Here is a 22,140-nt window from a genome sequence, read left to right as displayed (position 1 = left end):
CGCCTGTGGATTCATGGAACCCGAAGGGATCTCCGGAGACCGAAGGGCACGTGAAGTCATGGCCAAGCAGAACGTCGCCGAGCAGTTCGTCGACATCCTCGTCCGGGCGGGCGTCAAGCGGCTCTACGGGGTCGTCGGCGACAGCCTCAACCCGGTCGTGGACGCCGTCCGGCGCTCCCCGGCCATCGACTGGATCCACGTCCGGCACGAGGAGACCGCCGCGTTCGCCGCGGGCGCGGAGGCACAGATCACCGGGAGCCTCACGGCGTGCGCCGGTTCCTCCGGCCCCGGCAACCTGCACCTCATCAACGGCCTGTACGACGCCCACCGCTCCATGGCGCCCGTCCTCGCCCTCGCCTCGCACATCCCGTCCAGCGAGGTCGGGCTCGGGTACTTCCAGGAGACCCACCCGCAGCAGCTGTTCCAGGAGTGCAGCCACTACAGCGAGATGATCTCCCATCCGCAGCAGATGCCCCGGCTGCTGCACACGGCGATCCAGAACGCCGTCGGGCGCAGCGGCGTGAGCGTCGTGACGCTGCCGGGTGACATCGCGGACCTGCCCGCACCGGAGAAGGCCGCCGGGACCGCGCTCGTCACCTCCCGGCCGAGCGTGCGCCCGGGCGACGCGGAGATCGACCGGCTCGTCGCGATGATCGACGCGGCCGACAAGGTCACCCTGTTCTGCGGCAGCGGCACCGCGGGTGCGCACGCCGAGGTCATGGAGTTCGCCGAGAAGATCAAGTCGCCGGTGGGGCACGCGCTGCGCGGCAAGGAATGGATCCAGTACGACAACCCCTTCGACGTCGGCATGAGCGGCCTGCTCGGCTACGGCGCCGCCTACGAGGCCACCCACGAGTGCGACCTCCTCATCCTGCTCGGCACCGACTTCCCGTACAACGCCTTCCTGCCCGACGACGTCAAGATCGTCCAGGTCGACGTGCGTCCCGAACACCTGGGCCGCCGCTCCAGACTCGACCTCGCGGTCTGGGGCGATGTGCGCGAGACCCTGCGGTGCCTGACGCCCCGGGTGAGGACCAAGAAGAACCGGCGCTTCCTGGACAAGATGCTGAAGAAGCACGCCGAGGCGCTGGAAGGGGTCGTCAAGGCGTACACCAGGAAGGTCGACAAGCACGTCCCGATCCATCCCGAGTACGTCGCCTCGGTCCTCGACGAGATCGCCGACGACGACGCGGTGTTCACCGTCGACACCGGCATGTGCAACGTGTGGGCGGCGCGCTACATCTCGCCCAACGGCCGCCGCCGGGTCATCGGCTCCTTCTCGCACGGCTCGATGGCGAACGCCCTGCCGATGGCGATCGGCGCCCAGTTCACCGACCGCGGCCGCCAGGTCGTCTCGATGTCCGGCGACGGCGGATTCGCCATGCTGATGGGCGACTTCCTCACCCTCGTCCAGTACGACCTGCCGGTGAAGGTCGTCCTCTTCGACAACTCCTCGCTGGGCATGGTGGAGTTGGAGATGCTGGTCGCCGGACTGCCCGCGCACGGCACGGCGAACAAGAACCCGGACTTCGCCGCCGTCGCCCGGGCCTGCGGGGCCTACGGGGTCCGCGTCGAGAAGCCCAAGCAGCTCGCGGGCGCGCTCAAGGACGCCTTCCGGCACAAGGGGCCCGCGCTCGTCGACGTCGTCACCGATCCCAACGCCCTGTCGATTCCACCGAGGATCAGTGCCGAGATGGTCACGGGCTTCGCCCTGTCCGCCTCGAAGATCGTCCTCGACGGCGGCGTGGGCCGCATGGTGCAGATGGCCCGCTCCAACCTGCGCAACGTTCCGAGGCCCTGAACGCCTCCACGTCGTCTACGACTCGATCGGCAGACGCGCGTCGGCAGTTGGGGCGATGCCCGGTCATCCGTGCGCCAACGCGGAGCCCGGCGCGAGGGGGTGCCGAACCGCCTGTTCGTCCGGCGCGTCGCCTCCGCGGACGCGCCGGTTCACCGGCCGTCGGCGGCCGGTCCGTCCCGGGGGCCGGTGCACAGGACCGCGCAAATGGTGTGCAAAGCACGTCAGTTGCCTCGTCCGCGCAGACCAGCGGCGGGACCCGCCGGCCTCGCCGCTCCGGACGGCTCCGCCCCGGGGAGGCACTTGCCCGGTGACGCGCCGGGAACCCGCCGGTGTCCGGCAGGTGATTGCCGGTCCGGGATGACTGTCGCCGTCCGGGGGAGGGCATGGATCCCCGTGAACGTGTTCGAGCAGGAAGGAAACCGACATCGGAGTGCGGGCGGGGGTCATGAAGAGGCAGGCACGTGCGGGTGGTCCGGTGACACGGGGGACATCCGCGGCGAGGACAGTGGAGGAGACGGTCGACGACGGTCCGCAGAAGCCGGGAGCGACGCAGCTCCGGCGCAGGCTGGGACGGGGGGACCTCCGGGCGGTGCCGGAGGTCCGCAGAGCACTGAGGGAGCTGTTACGGCACTGGGGGAGACCGGGACACTCGGAGACGGCGGAGCTGCTGACCAGCGAGCTCGTGACCAACGCCCTGATCCACACCGACCATGACGCGCTGCTGACCGCCACCGTCTCACCGCACGCCCTGCGCGTGGAGGTACGGGACTTCGTGGGACGCAGGCCACGGCTGGGGGTACCGATCGCCGACGACGGTACGCACGGCCGGGGCCTCGTGCTCGTGCAGTCCCTGGCCGACGCCTGGGGCGTCCGGGTGCACGGCGTGGGCAAGGTGGTGTGGTTCGAACTGGAGGGGGGCGCGGCATGACATCATGCCGCGCCCCCCTCCACCGACGTGTCCGGCCCGGGGGGCCGGACACGTCCTAACCGAACTGCTGCTCCAGGTCCTTCAGCTTGCGCTCCAGGGAGTCGAGCCGCGGCAGGCCCATGGTGTCGTCCTCCGCGGTGAGGTCGATGACCGGGTCGGTGGCGCCGCGGACCGGCTCCAGGGAGGCGCGGGAGCGCGCGGGCAGTTGCTCCGACGCCGATATGGCAGGCTCCGATGAGGACGGGGCGGGAGCCCTCTCCACGGTCGCCTCCAGCTGCCGGCTGCCCCGGCCGACCAGGCCCCGGTGGCCGCGGCTGAGCGCCTTGAGGTGCGCCCGCTCGACCCGCTCCTGCTCCCGACGGCGCAGCCGGTTCTGCTCCTTCTGGCGCCGGTCCTCGCGCACCTCGTCCACGGCCTCGTCCAGCGTCCGGACGTTCTCCAGCAGCATCAGCGACCAGGCGCTGTAGGTCTCGCGGGGGGCGCGCAGCCAGCGGACCATGCGGATCTGCGGCAGCGGACGAGGCACCAGGCCCTGCTCCCGCAGTGCGGCGCGACGCGTCTGCTTCAGCGCACGGTCGAACAGCACCGCCGCCGACAGGGACATGCCGGCGAAGAAGTGCGGTGCGCCCGCGTGGTCGATGCCACGGGGTGCGTGGACCCAGTTGAACCAGGCCGCCGCGCCCGCGAACGTCCACACGAGTATGCGCGAGCCGAGTGCCGCGTCACCGTGGCTGGCCTCGCGCACCGCGAGCACGGAACAGAACATGGCCGCACCGTCCAGGCCGAACGGGACCAGGTACTCCCAGCCGCCGGAGAGGCCGAGGTTCTGCTCGCCGAAGCCCACGAGTCCGTGGAAGGAGAGAGCCGCGGCGACCGCGGCGCAGCAGAACAGCAGCACGTAGGAGGCGGAGCCGTATATGGCCTCCTTGCGCCTGCGGCGCTCCTCGGTGCGCTCCCACGAGTCGTCCGCGCGCGTCGCCTTCTCCCCCGCCCGCTTGCCGCGCGCGAGCACCGCCACCGCCGCCAGCATGCCCAGGAGCAGGACGGCGCCCGGAAGCAGCCAGTTCAGCGATATGTCGGTCAGTCTCATCAGGGTCCCTTGCATTGGGATAGGGCGTATCGCCCGCCATAGTGGCCCAATCCCGTCGGCCCTCAGGGGGTTTCGGGGCAAGAGGCCGCCAAGGGGGTGCAAGGGCTTGCGCAGGGCGGCATTTTGCTCGAACTGCCGCGCGAGGAACGGGAGTTGAGTACGAACAAGACTACCCGTACGGGTGGTTCCACGGAAAGTTCCCGCGGCTGGTGAGGAAGTTGTGAACTGCTCGTGATCCGCGGGGGCCCCGGCACGCGTCGGTCGGATGCTCCCGGTGCGAGTCGATCTTAGGGGACGCACTCCCGGCATGGTGCCCCGGGGCGCTAACCCGTCGCCGTCGCGGTCAACTTGGCGACGCGGTCCGTGTCACAGGTGCGCGGGCAGGTGAGGCAGGTGTCCTCGGGGCGCAGCGTGTAGAAGAGGCAGCAGCTCGCCCGGTCCCGGGTGGGCAGGGGCTCCCCGTCCGGTCCGGTCAGCTCCCGGAACGCCGCGGATCCGGCGTACGGCTTCGTCGTCCCCGGCAGCAGCCGCTCCAGCTCGCGCATCGCCCGCCGCTCCTCGCCGAGGAGGTGGGCGACGTACCAGAGCCCCTCGACGATCTCGTCGGTCGCCATGCCCCACAGGGCGCGCCCGCGCCGCCGCATCCGCGGCCCGAAACCGCCGAGGACCGGTTCCAGGTGCTCGGCGACGGCGGCCCGCACCTCGGCCTCAAGCGCCGCCTCGTCCGGTACGACGCGGGCGCCGGGCAGAGTGGCCGCGGGGTCGTCCGGCAGGCAGGCGAACTCCCCGACCCGCACCGCCATGCGGCCGAGGGTGCGCTGGTATGTGACGTGCTCCACGGGCAGGCGCGGGACCCGGCGCAGCAGGAACCACGGCACGGTGATCAGCAGGCAGGCGGGCCAGGCGTAGCGGTGGAGTCCGAAGCTCGCCACGACGTCGGGGCGGGCCCGCCGCCCGTAGTCCCGGAGCACCTGCTCCTCGTCCCACACGAGGAAGGCGTCCAGGTCGGCCCCGCCCTCGGCTAGCCGGGCGGCGCAAACCCAGCCGCCGCCCCGGGGAGCCGCTTCCGCGGGCCCGAGTTCGTCGACCGCCAGCCCGGGGAACACCTCGGTCAGCCGGGCGTACGCGTCCGTGACGGCCGAGAGGGCCGGGGGTGCCGCGACGCCGCACGAGGTGTCTGCGGCCGGGGCGGAGAGGGGCATCGAGGACCACCACTTCAGGATCGTTCGAAGGTAAGGCTTACCTTACTCGGATTTGCCGAGGTGTGAACCGGGGGCCCGTGCGCCTATGGTGCTTGACGGACAGGTGACAACCACCGCAATGACCCCCAAGTGACACCAAGCCCGCAAGGAGGACCCGTGGAGCAGGCCGGCCCGCGCGACGTGCCCCGCCCCACGGGTCCGAAGACCCCGAAGGCCCCCGCCGCGGCCGTGCGCGTGCCGCCGCAGCCGCGGCCGGCCGGCCGGGACCGGCGGGACGCCGCGGGCCACCACCCGGGCCGCGCGGGCGCGGCCCGCGGGGAGCACACACACGGCGAGCCCCCGCTCCCACGGCCCCGCACCGACGGGCGGCGGCTCGTCCAGCGCTCCTCCGTGCGCGGGCAGGTCCTCGACGCGCTGCGCACGGCGCTGGTCGCGGGCGAACTCGAGCCCGGCGGGGTCTACTCGGCGCCCGTCCTGGGCGAGCGGTTCGGGGTCTCGGCGACGCCCGTCCGCGAGGCGATGCAGCAGCTCGCCGTCGAGGGCGCCGTCGAGGTCGTGCCGAACCGTGGCTTCCGGGTCGTCGAGCGGTGCGCCCGCGAACTGGCCGAACTCGCCGAGGTGCGGGCCCTGATCGAGGTCCCGGTGATGCTGCGCCTCGCCCGCACGGTGCCCGCGGCCCGCTGGGCCGAGCTGCGTCCGCTGGCCGAGGCGACGGCGCGCGCCGCGTCCACCGGAGACCGCGCGAGCTACGCCGAGTACGACCGCGCCTTCCACCGCGCCGTCCTCGCCCTCGCGGGCAACGAGCAGCTGCTGCGGATCGCCGACGACCTCCACCGCCGCGCCCAGTGGCCCCTGGTCGGCGGTCCCGTCTCCCGCGGCCGCGCCGACCTCGTGGCCGACGCGGCCGAGCACACGGCCCTGCTGGACGCGCTGACCGCGCAGGACCTGACCGTGGTCCAGTCACTGGTGCGCGAGCACTTCACCGGCGCGTAGTTCCCCGCCCGGCGCCAGGGCAGGGTCCCGCGGGGTCAGGCCGTCGCCGCCGGCGGGGACAGCTGCTGGGCCAGCCACGTGGGTACGCCGCCCAGGAGCCGGAACAGCCGGGCGGCCTCCGCCCGCAGCCGGGACGCCTCCGGTTCGGACTCGGCGGCCGCGAGGGACGCCAGCGCCGGAGCCGTACCGACGAGGTAGCCCAACTCCTCGCGGATGCGCAGGGATTCCGCGAAGCCGTGCCGGGCCTCCGCCAACTCGCCGTCGCGCAGGGCGAGTCCCGCGAGGTGGCGCCAGGTGAAGGAGAGCAGCAGCGGGTCGTCCTGGGCGGTGGCCCCGGCGTGGGCGCGCCGGTAGGCGGCGCGCGCCGACTGCGGGGAGTGGGCGAGGTTCTCGGCGAGCAGCCCGCGCCGGAAGTCGAGCAGCGCCCGCCCCGGGGCGCCCGGCGCGATCAGCGCCGCCGCCCGGCCGAGCGCGGCCCGCGCCTCGTCGGCCCGGTCGCGGACCCCGAGCAGGGTGGACGCGTACGCCAGCTGGCCGCGCTCGCAGGCCGCCGCGCCCCGCTCGTCGTCGCTCCGCGCCTGCGCCTCCGCCGTGCGCAGCGCGTCCTCCGCCTCGGCCCAGCCGTGCTCGGTGTAAAGGCACCGCTCGACCAGCAGGGAGGCTCTCTGCAGCGACGCCGCCGCGGAGTGCGGCTCCACGAGCGCGGCCGCGTCGGCCCAGCAGGCGCGCGAGCGCAGCCGCCACACCGCCCTCTGGAGCGGATCGTCCCCCGCAGTCGTTCCGGAACCGGACATGGCGGGATGCGCCACGTTGCCCTCCCCGAGCACACCGTTGAGCTGTTGAGTGGGGGCATCTCAGCACGGATTCCGGGGCCCGGCCAAGGGGGCGGGTGAAGGATTTCACAAAGTCGTGGGACGGCGGCGGTACCCGATGCCGCCCGTGGCGCGGGCCCGCGACCTCAGCTCATGCGCAGCGCCAGGAAGAAATCGAGCTTGTCCTCCAGGCGCGACAGGTCCCGGCCCGTCAACTGCTCGATACGGCCCACCCGGTAGCGCAGCGTGTTGACGTGCAGGTGCAGCCGGTTGGCGCAGCGGGTCCAGGAACCGTCGCAGTCGAGGAAGGCCTCCAGGGTGGGGATGAGTTCGGCGCGGTGCCGCCGGTCGTAGTCGCGCAGCGGGTCCAGGAGCCGGGCCGTGAACGCGCGGCGCACGTCGTCCGGCACGAACGGCAGCAGCAGCACGTGGGACGCCAGCTCCTGGTGTCCGGCCGCGCAGACCCGCCCCGGGCGCGCCGCAGCCACCCGCCGCGCGTGCCGGGCCTCCTCCAGCGCCCCGCGCAGCCCCTCCGCGGAGTGCACGGCGGCACTCACTCCGAGGGTGAGCCGCCCGTCGTCGTTCAGCCCGGCCGACAGCGGGCTCCGTACGGCTTCCAGGAGGGAGTCGGCGAGCAGCCCCGACTCGGAGCCGTCGTGCTCGGCCGACACCGCCGGAAGGGGGACGAGCGCGATGGCCTCGTCACCCGTATGGGCGACCGCGATGCGGTCGGAGTGCTCGGGGCCCGTCGAGAGCGGGTCGACGAGGATCTCCTCCAGCAGCGACTGGGCGACCGGGCCCCCGTCGACGGCGCCGCCGTCCCACTCGACCCGGGCCACCACGACCTGCCAGTGCGGGGCGGCGCCGAGCCCCGGCAGCAGCACCGGCGCGGCGACCCGCAGCCGCGCCGCGATCTCGGCGGGCGCGGCACCCGTCTGGACCAGCTCCAGGACCTCCTGGGCGAGCCGCCTGCGCACGGTGCGCGCCGCGTCGCGCCGGTCGCGCTCGACGGCGATCAGCTGGGTGACGCCCTGGAGCAGGTCGAGCCGTTCCGCGGGCCAGTCCCCGGCGTCCGCCTCGACCGCGAGCAGCCAGTCGGACAGCACCGTCTCGCGCACGTCCCGGGAGGCGGACGCGGAGCGGCCGGACGAGCGGACCGCGAACAGCGAGTACGTCGCGGGGCCCACCGCCACCCGGTGCGGCCCCCGGCGGCCGGTACGGACCGCCGCCAGGTGCTCGGCGGCCAGCCGGGCGCACACCTCGGCGGACAGCCCGGGGCCGTTGCGTTCGGCGCCCGCGACGGGCCGGCCCGTGGGGGAGAGCACCCAGGCCCGCAGGTCCAGGTCGGAGCCGAGCAGGTCGAGGACCACGTCGGGGCCGCCGCCCGCGGGACCGGACGTCATCATCCGCCGGTGCCGGTCCACGACGGCGGCCAGGTCACCGGCGCGCTCGCCCGACACCTGCCGCACGACGTGCTCGGTGATCGTCGCGAAGGCCACCGACTCGTTGACGGCGAAGAGCGGCAGGCGGTGGCGGGCGCAGGCCAGGACCAGGTCGTCGGGGACGTCGCCGAGCTCCGCCTCGCCCGCGGCCAGCGCCGCGACACCGGCGCCCGCGAGGATGCGCACGAAGGGCTCGGAGTCCTCGGCGTCGTGCCGCCAGGCGAGACCCGTGAGGACCAGCTCGCCACCGGAGAGGTAGCGGCTGGGGTCCTTCAGGTCCGTGGTCATCACACCGCGCACGGTGCGGTCCAGTTCGTCCTCGCCGCCGAGCAGCCGCAGGCCCAGCGCGTCGGTGTCCAGCAGTGCGCGCAGCCGCATGTCTCGTCGCCGCCGTTCTTTGTCTAGAAATCTACGATGGATCCGGGATGGGGACCCCCGGACGCGGGTTTCCGGCTCGTGAGGGGCGGCCCGGCGGCCCCGGGGCCGGTCGCCCCGGGCTCTCCGAGGCCCTGGGCTGGGCTTTCGCGAGCCGAGCTCCCTCTTCCCCGGGCCGTGCCGGATGTTTCCCGGGAAAAGCGAAGAGGTTACTGATGACCTTTGTTCATACGAATCTACAAGATGTGCGCGCTGGCCAGCCAACTCCTTCATGGTTTCAGTGACTGACCCCGGTGGAGCACGGAGCGGTGTACTGGCCTCGATCCGCGTTGACAGCGGATGAACGAGCCGGGCCCGCCGCACACGATCTGGCTTGATCAGAACGCCCACGATACGAAGAAGAGAGCCACTCATGGACTTCCTTCGCCCCGCCAGTTGGGAGGAGGCGCTCGCCGCAAAGGCCGAGCACCCCACGGCTGTGCCGATTGCGGGTGGCACCGATGTGATGGTCGAGATCAACTTCGACCACCGGCGGCCCGAGTACCTCCTTGACCTGAACCGCATCGGCGAGCTGAGCGAGTGGGAGGTCGGCGCGGACAGCGTGCGCCTGGGCGCCTCCGTCCCCTACACCAGGATCATGGAGCACCTGCGCGGCGAACTGCCGGGCCTGGCCCTCGCCTCCCACACGGTGGCCTCCCCGCAGATACGCAACCGCGGCGGAGTCGGTGGCAACCTCGGCACCGCCTCCCCGGCCGGCGACGCGCACCCCGCTCTCCTCGCGGCCGGCGCCGAGGTCGAGGCCGAGTCGGTCCGAGGCTCCCGACTGATCCCGATCGACGACTTCTACACCGGCGTGAAGCGCAACGCCCTCGCCCCCGACGAGCTGATCAGGGCCGTCCGCGTCAGGAAGGCCGACGGACCACAGCAGTACTCCAAGGTCGGCACCCGCAACGCGATGGTCATCGCGGTCTGCGCCTTCGGCCTCGCGCTGCACCCCGAGACCCGCACGGTCCGCACCGGCATCGGCTCCGCCGCTCCCACCCCGGTCCGCGCCAGGGCCGCCGAGGACTTCCTGAACGCGGCGCTCGACGAGGGCGGATTCTGGGACAACGGAAAGATCATCACCCCCTCGGTCGCCAAGCAGTTCGCGGACCTGTGCTCCGCCGCCTGCAACCCGATCGACGACGTCCGGGGCACGGCGAGCTACCGCCGTCACGCGGTGGGCGTCATGGCCCGCCGCACGCTGACCTGGACCTGGCAGTCGTACCGCGGCACCGCCGCCGGCACGGAGGGAGTCGCGTAATGCGCGTCAATTTCACGGTCAACGGCCGTCCGCAGGAGGCCGACGACGTATGGGAGGGCGAGAGCCTGCTGTACGTCCTGCGCGAGCGCCTCGGACTGCCCGGCTCCAAGAACGCCTGCGAGCAGGGCGAGTGCGGCTCCTGCACGGTGCGCCTCGACGGCGTACCGGTGTGTTCCTGTCTGGTCGCCGCCGGCCAGGTCGAGGGCCGCGAGGTCGTCACCGTCGAAGGGCTCGCGGACTTCGCCAGGCAGCGCGCGGAGCACGGCGGTTGCGCCTCCGGCGCCTGCGGCACCGCGGAGGGGCGCGGGACCTCGCTCGACGCGGCGAAGGGATGGGACGCCCAGGGCCAGGACTCGCACACCGGCGAGGGCACCGAACTCGCCCCGATCCAGCAGGCGTTCATCGACGCCGGCGCCGTCCAGTGCGGCTTCTGCACCCCGGGGCTGCTGGTCGCGGCCGACGAGATGCTGGAGCACAACCCGACGCCGACCGACGCGGACATCCGCGAGGCGCTCTCGGGCAACCTGTGCCGCTGCACCGGCTACGAGAAGATCATGGACGCGGTCCGCCTTGCGGCCGCCCGGCAGTCCGAGGCGGTCTGACCATGGGAACCACGGGTACACCCACCAACCTCACCCAGCGCTCCGGGACCAAGGGCGGCATCGGCGAGTCCACGCTCCGCCCCGACGGCACCCTCAAGGTCACCGGCGAGTTCGCGTACTCGTCCGACATGTGGCACGAGGACATGCTCTGGGGCCAGATCCTGCGCTCCACGGTCGCCCACGCCGAGATCGTCTCCATCGACACCGGTGAGGCCCTCGCGACACCCGGCGTCCACGCCGTCATGACGTACGACGACCTGCCGACCGACGTGAGGAACTACGGCCTGGAGATCCAGGACACCCCGGTCCTCGCCCACGGCAGGGTCCGCCACCACGGCGAGCCGGTCGCGATCGTCGCCGCCGACCACCCCGAGACCGCGCGCCGCGCCGCCGCCAAGATCAAGGTGGAGTACCGGGAACTGCCGGTCATCACGGACGAGGCGTCCGCCACCGCGCCCGACGCGATCCTCCTCCACGAGGGTCGCGACGACCACCACATCGGCCACGTCCCGCACCCCAACATCGTGCACCGCCAGCCGATCGTGCGCGGCAACGCCGACGAGGCCGCCAAGAAGGCCGACTTCGTCGTCAGGGGCGAGTACACCTTCGGCATGCAGGACCAGGCCTTCCTCGGCCCGGAGTCCGGCCTCGCCGTGCCCGCCGAGGACGGCGGCGTCGACCTCTACATCGCCACCCAGTGGCTGCACTCCGACCTGCGCCAGATCGCGCCGGTCCTCGGCCTGCCCGAGGACAAGGTCCGCATGACGCTCTCCGGTGTCGGCGGCGCCTTCGGCGGCCGCGAGGACCTGTCCATGCAGATCCACGCCTGCCTGCTCGCACTGCGCACCGGCAAGCCGGTCAAGATCGTCTACAACCGGTTCGAGTCCTTCTTCGGGCACGTCCACCGCCACCCCGCCAAGCTCTCCTACGAGCACGGGGCGACCAAGGACGGCAAGCTCACGCACATGAAGTGCCGGATCGTGCTGGACGGCGGCGCGTACGCGTCGGCCTCCCCGGCGGTCGTCGGCAACGCGTCCTCGCTGAGCGTCGGGCCGTACGTCGTTGAGGACGTCGACATCGAGGCCGTCGCGCTGTACACCAACAACCCGCCGTGCGGCGCCATGCGCGGCTTCGGTGCGGTCCAGGCGTGCTTCGCGTACGAGGCCCAGATGGACAAGCTCGCCGACGAGGTGGGCATGGACCGGGTCGCCTTCCGGCAGCTCAACGCGATGGAACAGGGCACCCTCCTGCCGACCGGACAGCCCGTGGACTCACCCGCCCCGGTCGCCGAACTCCTGCGCCGCGTCAAGGCGATGCCGCTGCCGCCCGAGCGCCAGTGGGAGAGCTCCGAGGGCGCCGACGTGCGCCAGCTGCCCGGCGGCCTGTCCAACACCACGCACGGCGAGGGCGTCGTCCGCGGCGTCGGCTACGCGGTCGGCATCAAGAACGTCGGCTTCTCCGAGGGGTTCGACGACTACTCGACCGCCAAGGTGCGCATGGAGGTCGTCGGCGGCGAACCCGTCGCGACCGTGCACACCGCGATGGCCGAGGTCGGCCAGGGCGGTGTCACGGTCCACGCGCAGATCGCCCGCACCGAACTCGGCGTCACCCAGGTGACCATCGCGCCGGCCGACACGCAGGTCGGCAGCGCCGGCTCGACGTCCGCGTCCCGCCAGACCTACGTCACCGGCGGCGCCGTCAAGAACTCCTGCGAGCTCGTCCGCGAGAAGGTCCTGGAGCTCGGCCGGCGCAAGTTCGGCTCCTACCACCCCGCCTGGGCGACGGCCGAACTGCTCCTGGAGGGCGGCAAGGTCGTCACCGACGGCGGCGAGGTCCTCGCCGGCCTGGCGGACGTCCTGGAGGGCGAGTCCGTGGAGGTCGAGGCCGAGTGGCGGCACCGTCCGACCGAGGCCTTCGACCTGCGCACAGGACAGGGCAACGGCCACGTCCAGTACTCCTTCGCCGCGCACCGCGCCGTGGTCGAGGTGGACACCGAACTCGGCCTTGTGAAGGTCATCGAGCTGGCCTGCGCCCAGGACGTCGGCAAGGCGCTCAACCCGCTGTCCGTCATCGGCCAGATCCAGGGCGGCACCATCCAGGGCCTGGGCATGGCGGTCATGGAGGAGATCATCGTCGACCCCAAGACCGCCAAGGTCAGGAACCCGTCCTTCACGGACTACCTGATCCCCACCATCCTCGACACGCCGACCATCCCGGTCGACGTGCTCGAACTCGCCGACGACCACGCCCCCTACGGGCTCCGTGGCATCGGCGAGGCCCCGACCCTGTCGTCCACCCCGGCCGTCCTCGCGGCGATCCGGAACGCCACGGGCCTGGAGCTCAACCGGACGCCGGTACGTCCCGAGCACCTCACCGGCACCGCCTAGAACCCTCCGGGCGGCGCACGGAACGTCACAGCTCCGCGCCGCCCGGAGCACTCAAGCACCGCACCGCTCGCGGAACTTGAAGCAGCACCCCAGCAGGTCCAGCAGTCGTGTTCCCTCCGTTCGCCTCGGGCCGTCCCCCGGGTCGTGCAGCCGAAGCACCTTCCCAAATCCCGCAGCCAGTCAGGGCTTTCGCGGGTGCCCCTGTGAACCTTGGGAGTCAGGCATCATGACCCAGCAGTCCCTGGAGCCGAAGACCGCCGCGGAGGACGCGGGCACGGGTACCCGTGTCCCGGCCGGCCGGTCCTGGCTCGACCGGTACTTCCACATATCCCAGCGGGGATCGTCGGTCGCGCGCGAAGTGCGCGGCGGAGTCACCACCTTCATGGCGATGGCGTACATCCTGCTGCTCAACCCGCTCATCCTGTCCGGCAAGGACGCCGCGGGGAACATGCTCGGCCAGCAGCCGCTGATCACCGCGACGGCGTTCGCGGCGGCCCTCACCACGCTGCTGATGGGCTTCTTCGGCAAGGTGCCGCTGGCCCTCGCCGCGGGCCTCTCGGTCTCGGGCGTGCTCTCCTCGCAGGTCGCCCCGGAGATGACCTGGCCGCAGGCCATGGGCATGTGCGTGATGTACGGCGTGGTCATCATGCTCCTGGTCGTCACCGGGCTGCGCCAGATGATCATGAACGCGATCCCGCTGGCGCTCAAGCACGCGATCACCATGGGCATCGGCCTGTTCATCGCGCTGATCGGCTTCTACAAGGCCGGATTCGTGCAGCAGGGCAAGGCCACGCCCGTCAGCCTCGGCCCGGCCGGCGAACTCGCCGGCTGGCCGGTGCTGCTCTTCGCGGTCACCCTGCTGATGATCTTCATGCTGCAGGCCCGGGGGGTGCCCGGCGCGATCCTGATCGGCATCGTCAGCGGCACCGTGCTCGCCGTCGTCCTCAACGCCTTCGACGTCATCGACCCGAAGCAGTGGGCGAGCGGTGCCCCCGAACTGCACGGCAGCGCCGTCTCGATGCCGGACTTCTCGCTCTTCGGCGACGTCGAGTTCGGCGGCTGGGGCGAGGTCGGCGCGATGACGGTCGGCATGATCGTCTTCACGCTCGTGCTCGCCGGGTTCTTCGACGCGATGGCCACCATCATCGGCGTCGGCACGGAGGCCAAGCTCGCCGACGCGCAGGGCCGGATGCCGGGCCTGTCCAGGGCACTGTTCATCGACGGTGCCGGCGGCGCGGTCGGCGGTCTCGCCGGCGCCTCCGGACAGACGGTGTTCGTCGAGTCCGCGACCGGGGTCGGCGAGGGCGCCAGGACCGGCCTGTCCTCCGTCGTCACCGGCCTGTTCTTCGCGGCCTGCCTGTTCTTCACCCCGCTCACCGCGATCGTCCCCGGCGAGGTGGCCGCCGCCGCGCTCGTCGTCATCGGCGCCATGATGATGATGAACGCCCGGCACGTCGACTGGTCCGACCGGGCCACGGCCATCCCGGTCTTCCTGACCGTGGTGGTCATGCCGTTCACGTACTCCATCACCGCGGGCGTCGCGGCCGGAGTCATCAGCTACACCGCCATCAAGACCGCCCAGGGCAGGGCCCGGGAGATCGGGGCATTCATGTGGGGGCTGGCGGCGGTCTTCCTCGTCTTCTTCGCCCTCAACCCGATCGAGAACTGGATGGGCGTCCGCTGACGCCCTCCCCGTAACCGCTGAGGAGACCGAGACATGCTGGACATCGCCGAGGAGCTCCACCGGTGGGTCGAGCAGGGACGCGACTTCGCCGTGGCCACCGTGGTGGCCGTCGGCGGCAGCGCGCCCCGCCGGCCCGGCGCCGCACTCGCGGTGGACACCGACGGCACGGCGATCGGCTCGGTCTCCGGCGGCTGCGTGGAAGGAGCGGTCTACGAGCTGTGCCGGCAGGCGCTCCAGGACGGCGAGACCGTCCTGGAGCGGTTCGGCTACAGCGACGAGGACGCGTTCGCCGTCGGACTGACCTGCGGCGGCGTCATCGACATCCTGGTGACTCCGGTCCGGGCGGCGGACCCCGCCCGGCCGGTCCTCGCGACCGCGCTGGCAGCCGCCGCCCGTGGGGAGGCGGCTGCGGTCGCGCGGATCGTCGAGGGCCCGGGCGAGCTGCTGGGACGCGCACTGCTCGTCCGGCCCGACGGCTCCTGGGAGGGCGGTTTCGGCGCCCGTCCCGAACTGGACCGCACCGTCGTCGCCGAGGCCGGCGCCCTCCTCGACGCGGGCCGCACCGGCACGATCGGGATCGGCGAGCGGGGCTCGCGCTGCGGAGCACCGCTCACGGTTCTCGTCGAGTCGTCGGTCCCGCCGCCGCGGATGATCGTCTTCGGTGCGATCGACTTCGCCTCGGCGCTGGTCCGCATCGGCAAGTTCCTCGGCTACCACGTGACGGTGGCAGACGCGCGCCCGGTGTTCGCGACCCCCGCGCGCTTCCCGGAGGCCGACGAGATCGTCGTCGAGTGGCCCCACCGGTACCTGGAGCGCACGGAGGTGGACTCCCGCACAGTCCTGTGCGTCCTCACCCACGACGCCAAGTTCGACGTCCCGCTGCTGAAGCTCGCCCTGCGGCTCCCGGTGGCGTACGTCGGCGCGATGGGGTCCCGCCGCACCCACCTGGACCGCAACGAGCGGCTGCGTGAAGTCGGCCTCTCCGACATGGAGTTGGCCCGACTGCGCTCACCCATCGGCCTCGACCTCGGAGCCCGCACGCCCGAGGAGACGGCGCTGTCGATCGCCGCGGAGATCGTGGCGAACCGGCGCGGCGGCAGCGGGGTCCCGCTGACCGGCGCGCACACCCCGATCCACCACGACGGGACGCCGTCGAGGACCGGCCGGATCGGTTCGGTGGCCTGACCGCCGAAGCGGACGCGGAGCCCGCCGCAGGCGAGCCCGCCGACAGGGAGCCCACCGAAGGCGGGCCCATCGCGGGCGAGCCCGCCGACGCGGAACCCATCGAAGGCGGGCCCGCCGGCGCGGTCCGCTGACACCGGCCGACCCGCCAACGGCCCCGTCCGGCACGCTACTTGTACGTCGGACGCGGGGGCGGCAAGGTGAGGGCCCGGGGGTGCAGGGGGCGCCGTCGCGGGCGAGTGTGCGGGGGGCGGAGCCGTTGAGCGGGACGGGGACCGGGCGGAGCCCGGCGGAGGACGACGCGGAGGCCACCCGGTGTCTCTCCCCGGCCGCCACGACGGCGCTGGGCGTCTTCCTGCTGGCCGAGGTCGTCCTCGTCTGCGGGGCCCTGGTCAGCCTCTGGCCGGTGGTCCTGGAACTGGTCCAGCCCGAGACGCAGGACGGCTCCGTCGACCGTTGGTCCCCCTTCGGAGTGGGGCACTGGTCGCTCACCGCCGACGTCGCGATGCTGTTCGCGGTGATCCTCTGCAGCGCGCTGGGCAGCTTCGTCCACGCGGCCACCTCGTTCGCCACCTACGTGGGCAACCGGCGCCTGTACGCGAGCTGGCTGTGGTGGTACCTGCTGAGGGCCGGTATCGGCGTGGCGCTCGCCCTGCTGGTCCACTTCCTGCTGCGCGGCGGCCTGTTCGCCGGCAGCTCGGGCGCCGGCGCGACCAACCCGTACGGCTTCTCCGGCATCGCCGGCCTGTGCGGCCTGTTCTCCAAGCAGGCCGCGGACAAGCTGCGCGAGATCTGCGACACGGTCCTCAGCACCGGCCGCGACGGCGACCGCGACCGCCAGGACAAGCTGGCCACCGCGCAGGACGAGCAGACCGACTCGGCCACCTCCTGAGCCCGCCGCGGCGCAGGACCGGGGGTGCCCGCGGCGCGGCTCGGTTCGAGCGACCCTGCGCGTAAGACCTCCGAGTTCGATGTCAGGCGTGCTTCAGCAGCCCGGTCATCGCCCGCCCGAACATCGCGCGCCCCGCCCACGCCAGCGGACCGTCGAACAGGCGGGGCAGCCACCGCACCCGCAGCTCCTCCCGCCAGACCACCCGAGCGCTCCCGGTGCCGCACGGATGGACCTCGATCTCGGCCCAGCCCGTGACGAGCGCGCCCCGCTTGGCCAGCCGGCACCTGCCCGGCCGTCCCTCGGCCGGGACCTGCCAGGCGACGACCTCCATCGGGTCGTCGAAGGCCAGCGGGCCCACCCCCGTCCGGGCCACGAAAGCGGTGCCCTCGCCGGCCGGCGGGGGAGTGAGCACGGTGACGCGGGTCAGCGGGACCACGTCGGCGTGACGCTCCCACCGCGTGAGCCGGCGCCAGGCCTCGGCGGCGGACAGCGGGGCGACGCGTTCCAGGACGAAAAGGACCACGAGCCGATCGTATGCGGAACGGGTGCGCGACGGTCTCTCCGGGACGCCCCGGCCACCCCCGTGGGACCAGTCCACCCGGTCGGGCCAGGTCACCCTCCCGGACCGGGCCACTCCGGCCCGACCGGGCCACTCGGGCCGAAAGCGTCCTACCGCCCCGGCCCGGCGGTACGGGACCATGGGCGCGACCCGCGCCCGACGCCCGACGCCCGAGAGGCTGCTCCCGTGGACCGTGAAGCGCACGGCAGGCTCGACGGGTTCCAGCGCGACCCCTACCCGCTCTACGACCGGGCCCGGCGCGCCGAGAGGCTGCTGTACGTTTCCGAGCTGGACGCCTGGCTGGTGGCGCGGGACGAGGACGTGCGCGAGGTGCTGCGGCGCCCCGAGGACTTCTCGTCGGCGAACGCGCTGCGCCCGGACGTCGTGCCGTCTCCGGCCGCGCTCGCGGTCCTCGGCGGCGGATTCGGCGGCCGGCCCGTCGTCGTCACCTCCGACGGCGCCCGCCACCGGGAGCTGCGTGCCCCGCTCGTCCGCGGCCTGTCGTCCGCCCGCGTCATGGCCGTCCTGCCGTACGCCGCCGAGCGGGCCGCCGCGCTCGTGGACGGGTTCGCCAAGGACGGCCGGGTCGAGCTGATGAGCGCGTACGCGCGGCGGCTGCCCGGCGAGGTCGTCTGCCGGATCATCGGTCTGGATCCCCGGGACGTACCGGCCGTGGTGCGGGGCGGCCACCGCGCCGAGGAACTCCTCTTCCGCCCGCTGGCGGAGGACGAACAGGTGGCCGCCGCCCGGGACGTGGTGGCCGGGCAGCACGTCCTCGACGCGTGCGCGCGCGACCGGCGGGCCCGGCCGCGCGACGACCTGGCCACCGAACTGGTCGCCTCGCTGGCACCCGGGACCGGCGAGCTGACGCCCGACCAGCGGCACGACATCGTCGGCCACCTCCAGAACCTGCTGATCGCCGGGCATCTGACGACGACCGCGCTGATCGGCAACACGATCCTGCACCTCCTGCGGCACCCGCGGCAGTGGGACCTGCTGTGCGCGGAACCCCACCGGGCACCGGCCGCCGTCGAGGAGGCCGCCCGCTACGACAGCGTGCTCCAGGGCTTCCGGCGGGTCACCACCCGGCCTGTCACCCTCGCGGGCGCCGAACTCCCCGCCGGGGCGGCCGTGTTCGTCGCCTTCGGTGCGGCCAACCGCGACGGCGCCCGGCACGCGCGGCCGGACGAGTTCGACATCACCCGTGACCCGGACCGTCATCTCGCGTTCGGGCTCGGTGTGCACAGCTGCCCCGGATCGCAACTGGCCCGCGAGCAGGTCCGCCTGACGCTGGAGCAGTTGACCGCACGTCTGCCCGGCCTGCGGCTGGCCGAGAAGGGTGCCGTCACGATGCGGCCGACCCTGATCCACCGTTCCCCGGAGTCCCTGCACCTGGTGTGGTGACGGCCCCGCTCGGCCGTGACGGGGAGGTCAGGGCCGGTACACCTTCCCGGGCTCGGCCGTGCCGGGCGCCAGCAGCTGCGGCACCGTCACGAAGACGTACCCCCGCTCCTTCAGCGCGTGGATGATCCCTGGGACCGCGGGCACGGTGCCGGGATAGATGTCGTGGAGCAGGATGATCCCGTCCCGGGACGACTGGCGCAGGACGCGCCTTTCTATGAGCGCGGAGTCGTTCGTCGTGTAGTCCTTGGCGGTCACGCTCCACAGGACCTCGGCGAGCCCGAGTTCGCGGCTGATGCGATGCACCGTGTCGTCCGTACGCCCCTGCGGCGGGCGCATCAGTGTCGGCCTGTGCCCGGTGAGCCTCTCGATGGCGTCGTTGGGTCTTCGCAGTTCCTCGCGTATCTCGTCGGGCCGGAGCCGGGTGAGGATCCTGTGGTCCCAGGTGTGGCTGGCCACCTCGTGCCCCTCGTCTGCCATGCGGGTGACCAGCTCGGGGTGCTTCTCGATGTGCCGCTTGCCCAGCAGGAAGAAGGTCGCGGGTATGCGCTCCTCCTTCAGGATGTCGAGCAGCCGTGCCGAGTTCTCGCTCGGCCCGGCGTCGAAGGTCAGCGCGATGCACTTGGCCCGGCGGCAGTCCACCGTCCCGAACCGCACCCGGGTGTCGGCGGACGGGTGCGCGCGAACCGTGCTGGGCGCCGTGGTGTCGAGTGACGAACAGCCCGTCAGCGGCAGCGCCAGGGCGAGGCCCGCCGCCAGCGTTGCGGCGGCACGGAACCCGGTCCCCGTTTTCTTCATCTTCTTGGTCAGAGAAGGCATGCCGGGACTATACATGCGGTGTATACGCACGGTTCATAGTGGGTAGGCCCGGGGATTCGTGAACACCAAGGCCATGAGGGGCGGGGGGGTCGGCGGGTCAGGGCAGCGTGACCACCTGCGCGGCGTGGGTCAGGCCCGCTCCGAAGCCGACGAGGAGGGCGAGGCCCCCGCTGGGGACGCTCCCCTCGGACAGGAGCCGGTCGATCGCCAGCGGGATCGACGCGGCCGAGGTGTTGCCGGTGGTGACGATGTCCTTGGCCACCGCGGTGTGCGGGGCCAGGCCCAGGGCGTCGGCGGCGATGTCGACGACGCGGGCGTTGGCCTGGTGGGGGACGAAAGCGGCCAGATCGCCGGCCTCCACACCCGCCCGCCGCAGGGCCTCACGGGAGATCTCCGGCACACTCCGGGTCGCCCAGCGGAACACCTCGGGGCCGGTCATCGGCAGCGTCGGCCACGGGTTCCCCGGCTCCCGGGTGTCGAGCCAGCCGCGGTCGTGGGCGATCATGCGGTGCTTCTCGCCGTCGGACCCCCACACCACCGGGCCGATGCCGGGCGTCCTGGACGGGCCGACCACCACCGCCCCGGCGCCGTCGCCGATGAGGAACGCGGTGCCCCGGTCCGTGGGATCGATGATGTCGCTCATCTTCTCCGAGCCGACCACCACCACGCCGCCATGGTGACGACCGTGTCGTCGGGGCCGGCGAAGCGCCGGCCGGCGATGCCCGACCGGCGGCGGATCCACTCGTCGGAGTCGCGGGAACGGCAGATCTCCTAGTTGCTCACCAGCCGGGCCGGCCGGTACACGCCGACGCTGAGGATGCGGGCCCCGGGCCGGCTTCCGGGCGTACGGAGCCGGCTCATCATGGCTCCTTCCCGACCGTGGCGACCGCTACGGCCACGGCGGTCAGGTCGCCGCTCTCGTAGCTCCGCTTGCACGCCCGGCGCTGCACCTTGCCGCTGGAGGTCTTCGGCAGCGAACCGCGCCGCACGATGAGGATGTCGTCCGGGGTGATCCGCTGCTGTTCCCGTACGGCGTCGTACACGTGCCGGCGTACGGCTTCGGCCCCCGGGGAGTTGAGGAGCCGGCCGTCGGTCTCCACGACCACCACCAGCCGTTCGCGCTCACCGTCGTCGCAGGAGAAGGCGGCCGCGCAGTTCGGGTGCAGACCCGGTACGGCGCGCTCGGCGGACAGCTCGATGTCCTGCGGGTAGTGGTTGAGGCCCTTGCGGATGATGACGTCCTTCAGGCGTCCGGTGACGTACAGCTCGCCGTCGTGCAGGAAGCCCAGGTCGCCGGTGCGCAGGTAGGTGTCGTCGGCGGGTCCCTCCGCGCCCGCGACGCGTGCCCGGAAGGTCTCCTCACTGACCGACGGGCGCCCCAGGTAACCACCCGCCACGCAGGGGCCGTTGACCCAGATCTCACCGACCCGGCCGTCGGTGAGGGGCTGCCGCGTGGCGGGGTCCACGATCCGTACCCGGGTACGGCCGACCGTGGCACCGCTGCTGACCAGGGGGACGGCGTCGGCGGCGGGCTCGTCGACGGGCTGCGCGGTGCCTTCCCCCAGCGCCCGCGTGGACACCCACAGGACGGAGGGCTCCTGGTCCTGGCGGCTGCCGGTGGCCTTGAGGGTGTTCTCCGCCAGCCCGTAACCGGGGCACATGGCACGGGGGTCGAAGCCGTACGGCACGAACGCGTCGGTGAAGGAGCGGATGGCGGAGATGCGCACCGGTTCGGCGCCGTTGGCCGCCACCCGCCAGCGGGACAGGTCGCCCACGGCGGCCGTCCTGCCCTCCGCGGCGGCGCGCGCGCACAACTCATAGGCGAAGCTGGGCGCCGCCGCGTGGGTTCCGCCGAACCGGGCGATGGCCTCCAGCCAGCGGGCGGGACGCCGGATGAACGCCTCGGGGGCCATCAGATACGAGGGGATTCCCGCCCACAGGGGCATGACGACCCCGAACAGCATGCCCATGTCGTGGAAGAGGGGCAGCCAGCTCACCACGGTGCCGTCCGGCTCGCACGGCCACAGCTCGTCGGTCTCGATCACGTTGGCCAGGAAGTTCGCGTGGCTGACCACCACCCCCTTGGGGTCACCCGTGGAGCCGGACGTGTACTGCAGCAGCGCGGTGTCCTCGGGGCCCGGGAGCGCCGGCACGGCGGCGTCCGGGGCGTACGAAAGGGCGTCGGTGGCGAGCAGGGTGAGCCCGGCGAGGGCCGGCATGTCGCCGAAACGCTCCCGCAGGTCCCGGACGACCTCGGTGGTGGTCAGCACGGTCGTGGTGCCGGCGTCGTCGGCGATACGGCGCAGCCGCTGGACCTCTTCGCGGCGCCGGGGCACCTGCACGGGAGCGCTGGCGACGCCCCCGTACATGCACCCGAGGAGGGTCCGTACGAACTCCAGGCCCGAGGGGTACAGCAGCACGGCGCTGCGGCCGGACAGTCCCTCGGCCGCGAACGCGGCGGCGCGCGCGCCCGCGGCGTCGTCGAGCCCCCCGTAGGTGAGCGCGTCGCTCGGCTCCTCGCCGTTGCGCAGGAAGACGTAGGCGGTTTCGTCGGGTTGCTTCTCGCTGCGCAGCCGCAGGGCGTCGGGAAGGGTGCGCACGTCCGCGGTCGTTTGCGTGCCGGTGGTGCTCACGGTCAGATCTCCTTGTCAGCCGGTCGTGCCCAGCG

General features: G+C 72.7%; 17 protein-coding genes and 1 pseudogene. 10 read left to right on the top strand and 8 right to left on the bottom strand.

The window, feature by feature from the left end; translation table 11 throughout:
• Positions 1–58 precede the first annotated feature (58 nt).
• The gene (locus AC0ZLC_RS00975) at positions 59–1,801 is read left to right on the top strand and encodes a pyruvate dehydrogenase (protein ID WP_476749900.1); all 1,743 of its coding nucleotides are present in this window, start codon (positions 59–61) and stop codon (positions 1,799–1,801) included.
• A gap of 445 nt (positions 1,802–2,246) precedes the next feature.
• Positions 2,247–2,729, top strand: a complete 483-nt coding sequence (locus tag AC0ZLC_RS00970) for an ATP-binding protein (protein WP_476749899.1) — start codon at positions 2,247–2,249, stop codon at positions 2,727–2,729.
• A 55-nt stretch (positions 2,730–2,784) separates the two neighbouring features.
• On the opposite strand, the gene AC0ZLC_RS00965 is transcribed toward AC0ZLC_RS00970, so the two are convergent.
• A complete protein-coding gene (locus tag AC0ZLC_RS00965; RefSeq protein WP_476749898.1) occupies positions 2,785–3,819 on the bottom strand; it encodes a DUF2637 domain-containing protein in 1,035 nt (344 codons plus the stop codon).
• A 323-nt stretch (positions 3,820–4,142) separates the two neighbouring features.
• Positions 4,143–5,021 carry a (2Fe-2S)-binding protein gene (locus tag AC0ZLC_RS00960; RefSeq protein ID WP_476749897.1) on the bottom strand — a complete coding sequence of 293 codons (879 nt, stop codon included), beginning with the start codon at positions 5,019–5,021 and terminating at the stop codon, positions 4,143–4,145.
• 156 nt (positions 5,022–5,177) lie between these two features.
• Between AC0ZLC_RS00960 and AC0ZLC_RS00955 the strand changes: the two genes are divergently transcribed.
• Positions 5,178–6,014 carry a GntR family transcriptional regulator gene (locus AC0ZLC_RS00955; protein ID WP_476749896.1) on the top strand — a complete coding sequence of 279 codons (837 nt, stop codon included), beginning with the start codon at positions 5,178–5,180 and terminating at the stop codon, positions 6,012–6,014.
• Positions 6,015–6,049: 35 nt separating this feature from the next.
• Here the strand turns inward: AC0ZLC_RS00955 and AC0ZLC_RS00950 are convergent, their stop codons facing one another.
• Entirely contained in the window at positions 6,050–6,823 is a 774-nt protein-coding gene (locus AC0ZLC_RS00950; RefSeq protein ID WP_476749895.1) for a hypothetical protein, read from the bottom strand.
• Between the two features lie 149 nt (positions 6,824–6,972).
• On the bottom strand, positions 6,973–8,646 hold the full coding sequence (locus tag AC0ZLC_RS00945) for a PucR family transcriptional regulator (protein ID WP_476749894.1): 1,674 nt from the start codon (positions 8,644–8,646) through the stop codon (positions 6,973–6,975).
• Positions 8,647–9,055: 409 nt separating this feature from the next.
• Here AC0ZLC_RS00945 and AC0ZLC_RS00940 point away from each other — a divergent pair, with 409 nt between their 5' ends.
• The 6 genes from AC0ZLC_RS00940 to AC0ZLC_RS00915 all read left to right on the top strand — a co-directional run bounded on the left by AC0ZLC_RS00940 (position 9,056) and on the right by AC0ZLC_RS00915 (position 16,693).
• Positions 9,056–9,946 (top strand): FAD binding domain-containing protein, encoded by an 891-nt coding sequence (locus AC0ZLC_RS00940; protein ID WP_476749893.1) that lies wholly within the window; start codon positions 9,056–9,058, stop codon positions 9,944–9,946.
• On the top strand, positions 9,946–10,548 hold the full coding sequence (locus AC0ZLC_RS00935) for a (2Fe-2S)-binding protein (RefSeq protein ID WP_476749892.1): 603 nt from the start codon (positions 9,946–9,948) through the stop codon (positions 10,546–10,548). The genes AC0ZLC_RS00940 and AC0ZLC_RS00935 overlap by 1 nt, the downstream gene beginning before the upstream one ends.
• Positions 10,549–10,550: 2 nt before the next feature.
• Positions 10,551–12,935, top strand: a complete 2,385-nt coding sequence (locus AC0ZLC_RS00930; RefSeq protein ID WP_476749891.1) for a xanthine dehydrogenase family protein molybdopterin-binding subunit — start codon at positions 10,551–10,553, stop codon at positions 12,933–12,935.
• Between the two features lie 226 nt (positions 12,936–13,161).
• Positions 13,162–14,619: an NCS2 family permease gene (locus AC0ZLC_RS00925; protein WP_476749890.1), complete on the top strand. Its 1,458-nt coding sequence runs from the start codon at positions 13,162–13,164 to the stop codon at positions 14,617–14,619.
• A gap of 33 nt (positions 14,620–14,652) precedes the next feature.
• On the top strand, positions 14,653–15,804 hold the full coding sequence (locus AC0ZLC_RS00920; protein ID WP_476749889.1) for an XdhC family protein: 1,152 nt from the start codon (positions 14,653–14,655) through the stop codon (positions 15,802–15,804).
• A gap of 256 nt (positions 15,805–16,060) precedes the next feature.
• A complete protein-coding gene (locus AC0ZLC_RS00915) occupies positions 16,061–16,693 on the top strand; it encodes a hypothetical protein (RefSeq protein ID WP_476749888.1) in 633 nt (210 codons plus the stop codon).
• A gap of 82 nt (positions 16,694–16,775) precedes the next feature.
• Here the strand turns inward: AC0ZLC_RS00915 and AC0ZLC_RS00910 are convergent, their stop codons facing one another.
• Complete coding sequence (locus tag AC0ZLC_RS00910; protein WP_476749887.1) at positions 16,776–17,216, bottom strand: SRPBCC family protein; 441 nt, start codon at positions 17,214–17,216, stop codon at positions 16,776–16,778.
• Between the two features lie 222 nt (positions 17,217–17,438).
• On the opposite strand from AC0ZLC_RS00910, the gene AC0ZLC_RS00905 reads away from it, so the two are divergent.
• On the top strand, positions 17,439–18,656 hold the full coding sequence (locus AC0ZLC_RS00905; RefSeq protein WP_476749886.1) for a cytochrome P450: 1,218 nt from the start codon (positions 17,439–17,441) through the stop codon (positions 18,654–18,656).
• A gap of 27 nt (positions 18,657–18,683) precedes the next feature.
• Here AC0ZLC_RS00905 and AC0ZLC_RS00900 read toward each other — a convergent pair whose 3' ends face one another.
• The 3 genes and pseudogenes from AC0ZLC_RS00900 to AC0ZLC_RS00890 all read right to left on the bottom strand — a co-directional run bounded on the left by AC0ZLC_RS00900 (position 18,684) and on the right by AC0ZLC_RS00890 (position 22,105).
• Positions 18,684–19,451 (bottom strand): polysaccharide deacetylase family protein, encoded by a 768-nt coding sequence (locus AC0ZLC_RS00900; protein ID WP_476750207.1) that lies wholly within the window; start codon positions 19,449–19,451, stop codon positions 18,684–18,686.
• Positions 19,452–19,569: 118 nt separating this feature from the next.
• Positions 19,570–20,333, bottom strand: a pseudogene (locus AC0ZLC_RS00895) (3-oxoacyl-[acyl-carrier-protein] synthase III C-terminal domain-containing protein).
• Complete coding sequence (locus tag AC0ZLC_RS00890) at positions 20,333–22,105, bottom strand: fatty acyl-AMP ligase (RefSeq protein WP_476749885.1); 1,773 nt, start codon at positions 22,103–22,105, stop codon at positions 20,333–20,335. Before AC0ZLC_RS00890 ends, AC0ZLC_RS00895 begins: the two are co-directional and overlap by 1 nt.
• Between the last annotated feature and the right edge of the window lie 35 nt (positions 22,106–22,140).

It is taken from the genome of Streptomyces sp. GLSS-08 (genome assembly GCF_056387915.1).
This window is presented reverse-complemented; position numbering and strand designations above follow the sequence as displayed.

Excerpts from the sequence above, each read along its gene's own strand:
- AC0ZLC_RS00920 (WP_476749889.1), top strand. The coding sequence starts at position 14,653 with ATGCTGGACATCGCCGAGGAGCTCCACCGGTGGGTCGAGCAGGGACGC.
- AC0ZLC_RS00960 (WP_476749897.1), bottom strand. The coding sequence starts at position 5,021 with ATGCCCCTCTCCGCCCCGGCCGCAGACACCTCGTGCGGCGTCGCGGCA.
- AC0ZLC_RS00975 (WP_476749900.1), top strand. The coding sequence starts at position 59 with ATGGCCAAGCAGAACGTCGCCGAGCAGTTCGTCGACATCCTCGTCCGG.
- AC0ZLC_RS00925 (WP_476749890.1), top strand. The coding sequence starts at position 13,162 with ATGACCCAGCAGTCCCTGGAGCCGAAGACCGCCGCGGAGGACGCGGGC.
- AC0ZLC_RS00970 (WP_476749899.1), top strand. The coding sequence starts at position 2,247 with ATGAAGAGGCAGGCACGTGCGGGTGGTCCGGTGACACGGGGGACATCC.
- AC0ZLC_RS00935 (WP_476749892.1), top strand. The coding sequence starts at position 9,946 with ATGCGCGTCAATTTCACGGTCAACGGCCGTCCGCAGGAGGCCGACGAC.
- AC0ZLC_RS00965 (WP_476749898.1), bottom strand. The coding sequence starts at position 3,819 with ATGAGACTGACCGACATATCGCTGAACTGGCTGCTTCCGGGCGCCGTC.
- AC0ZLC_RS00900 (WP_476750207.1), bottom strand. The coding sequence starts at position 19,451 with ATGAAGAAAACGGGGACCGGGTTCCGTGCCGCCGCAACGCTGGCGGCG.
- AC0ZLC_RS00940 (WP_476749893.1), top strand. The coding sequence starts at position 9,056 with ATGGACTTCCTTCGCCCCGCCAGTTGGGAGGAGGCGCTCGCCGCAAAG.
- AC0ZLC_RS00930 (WP_476749891.1), top strand. The coding sequence starts at position 10,551 with ATGGGAACCACGGGTACACCCACCAACCTCACCCAGCGCTCCGGGACC.
- AC0ZLC_RS00945 (WP_476749894.1), bottom strand. The coding sequence starts at position 8,646 with ATGCGGCTGCGCGCACTGCTGGACACCGACGCGCTGGGCCTGCGGCTG.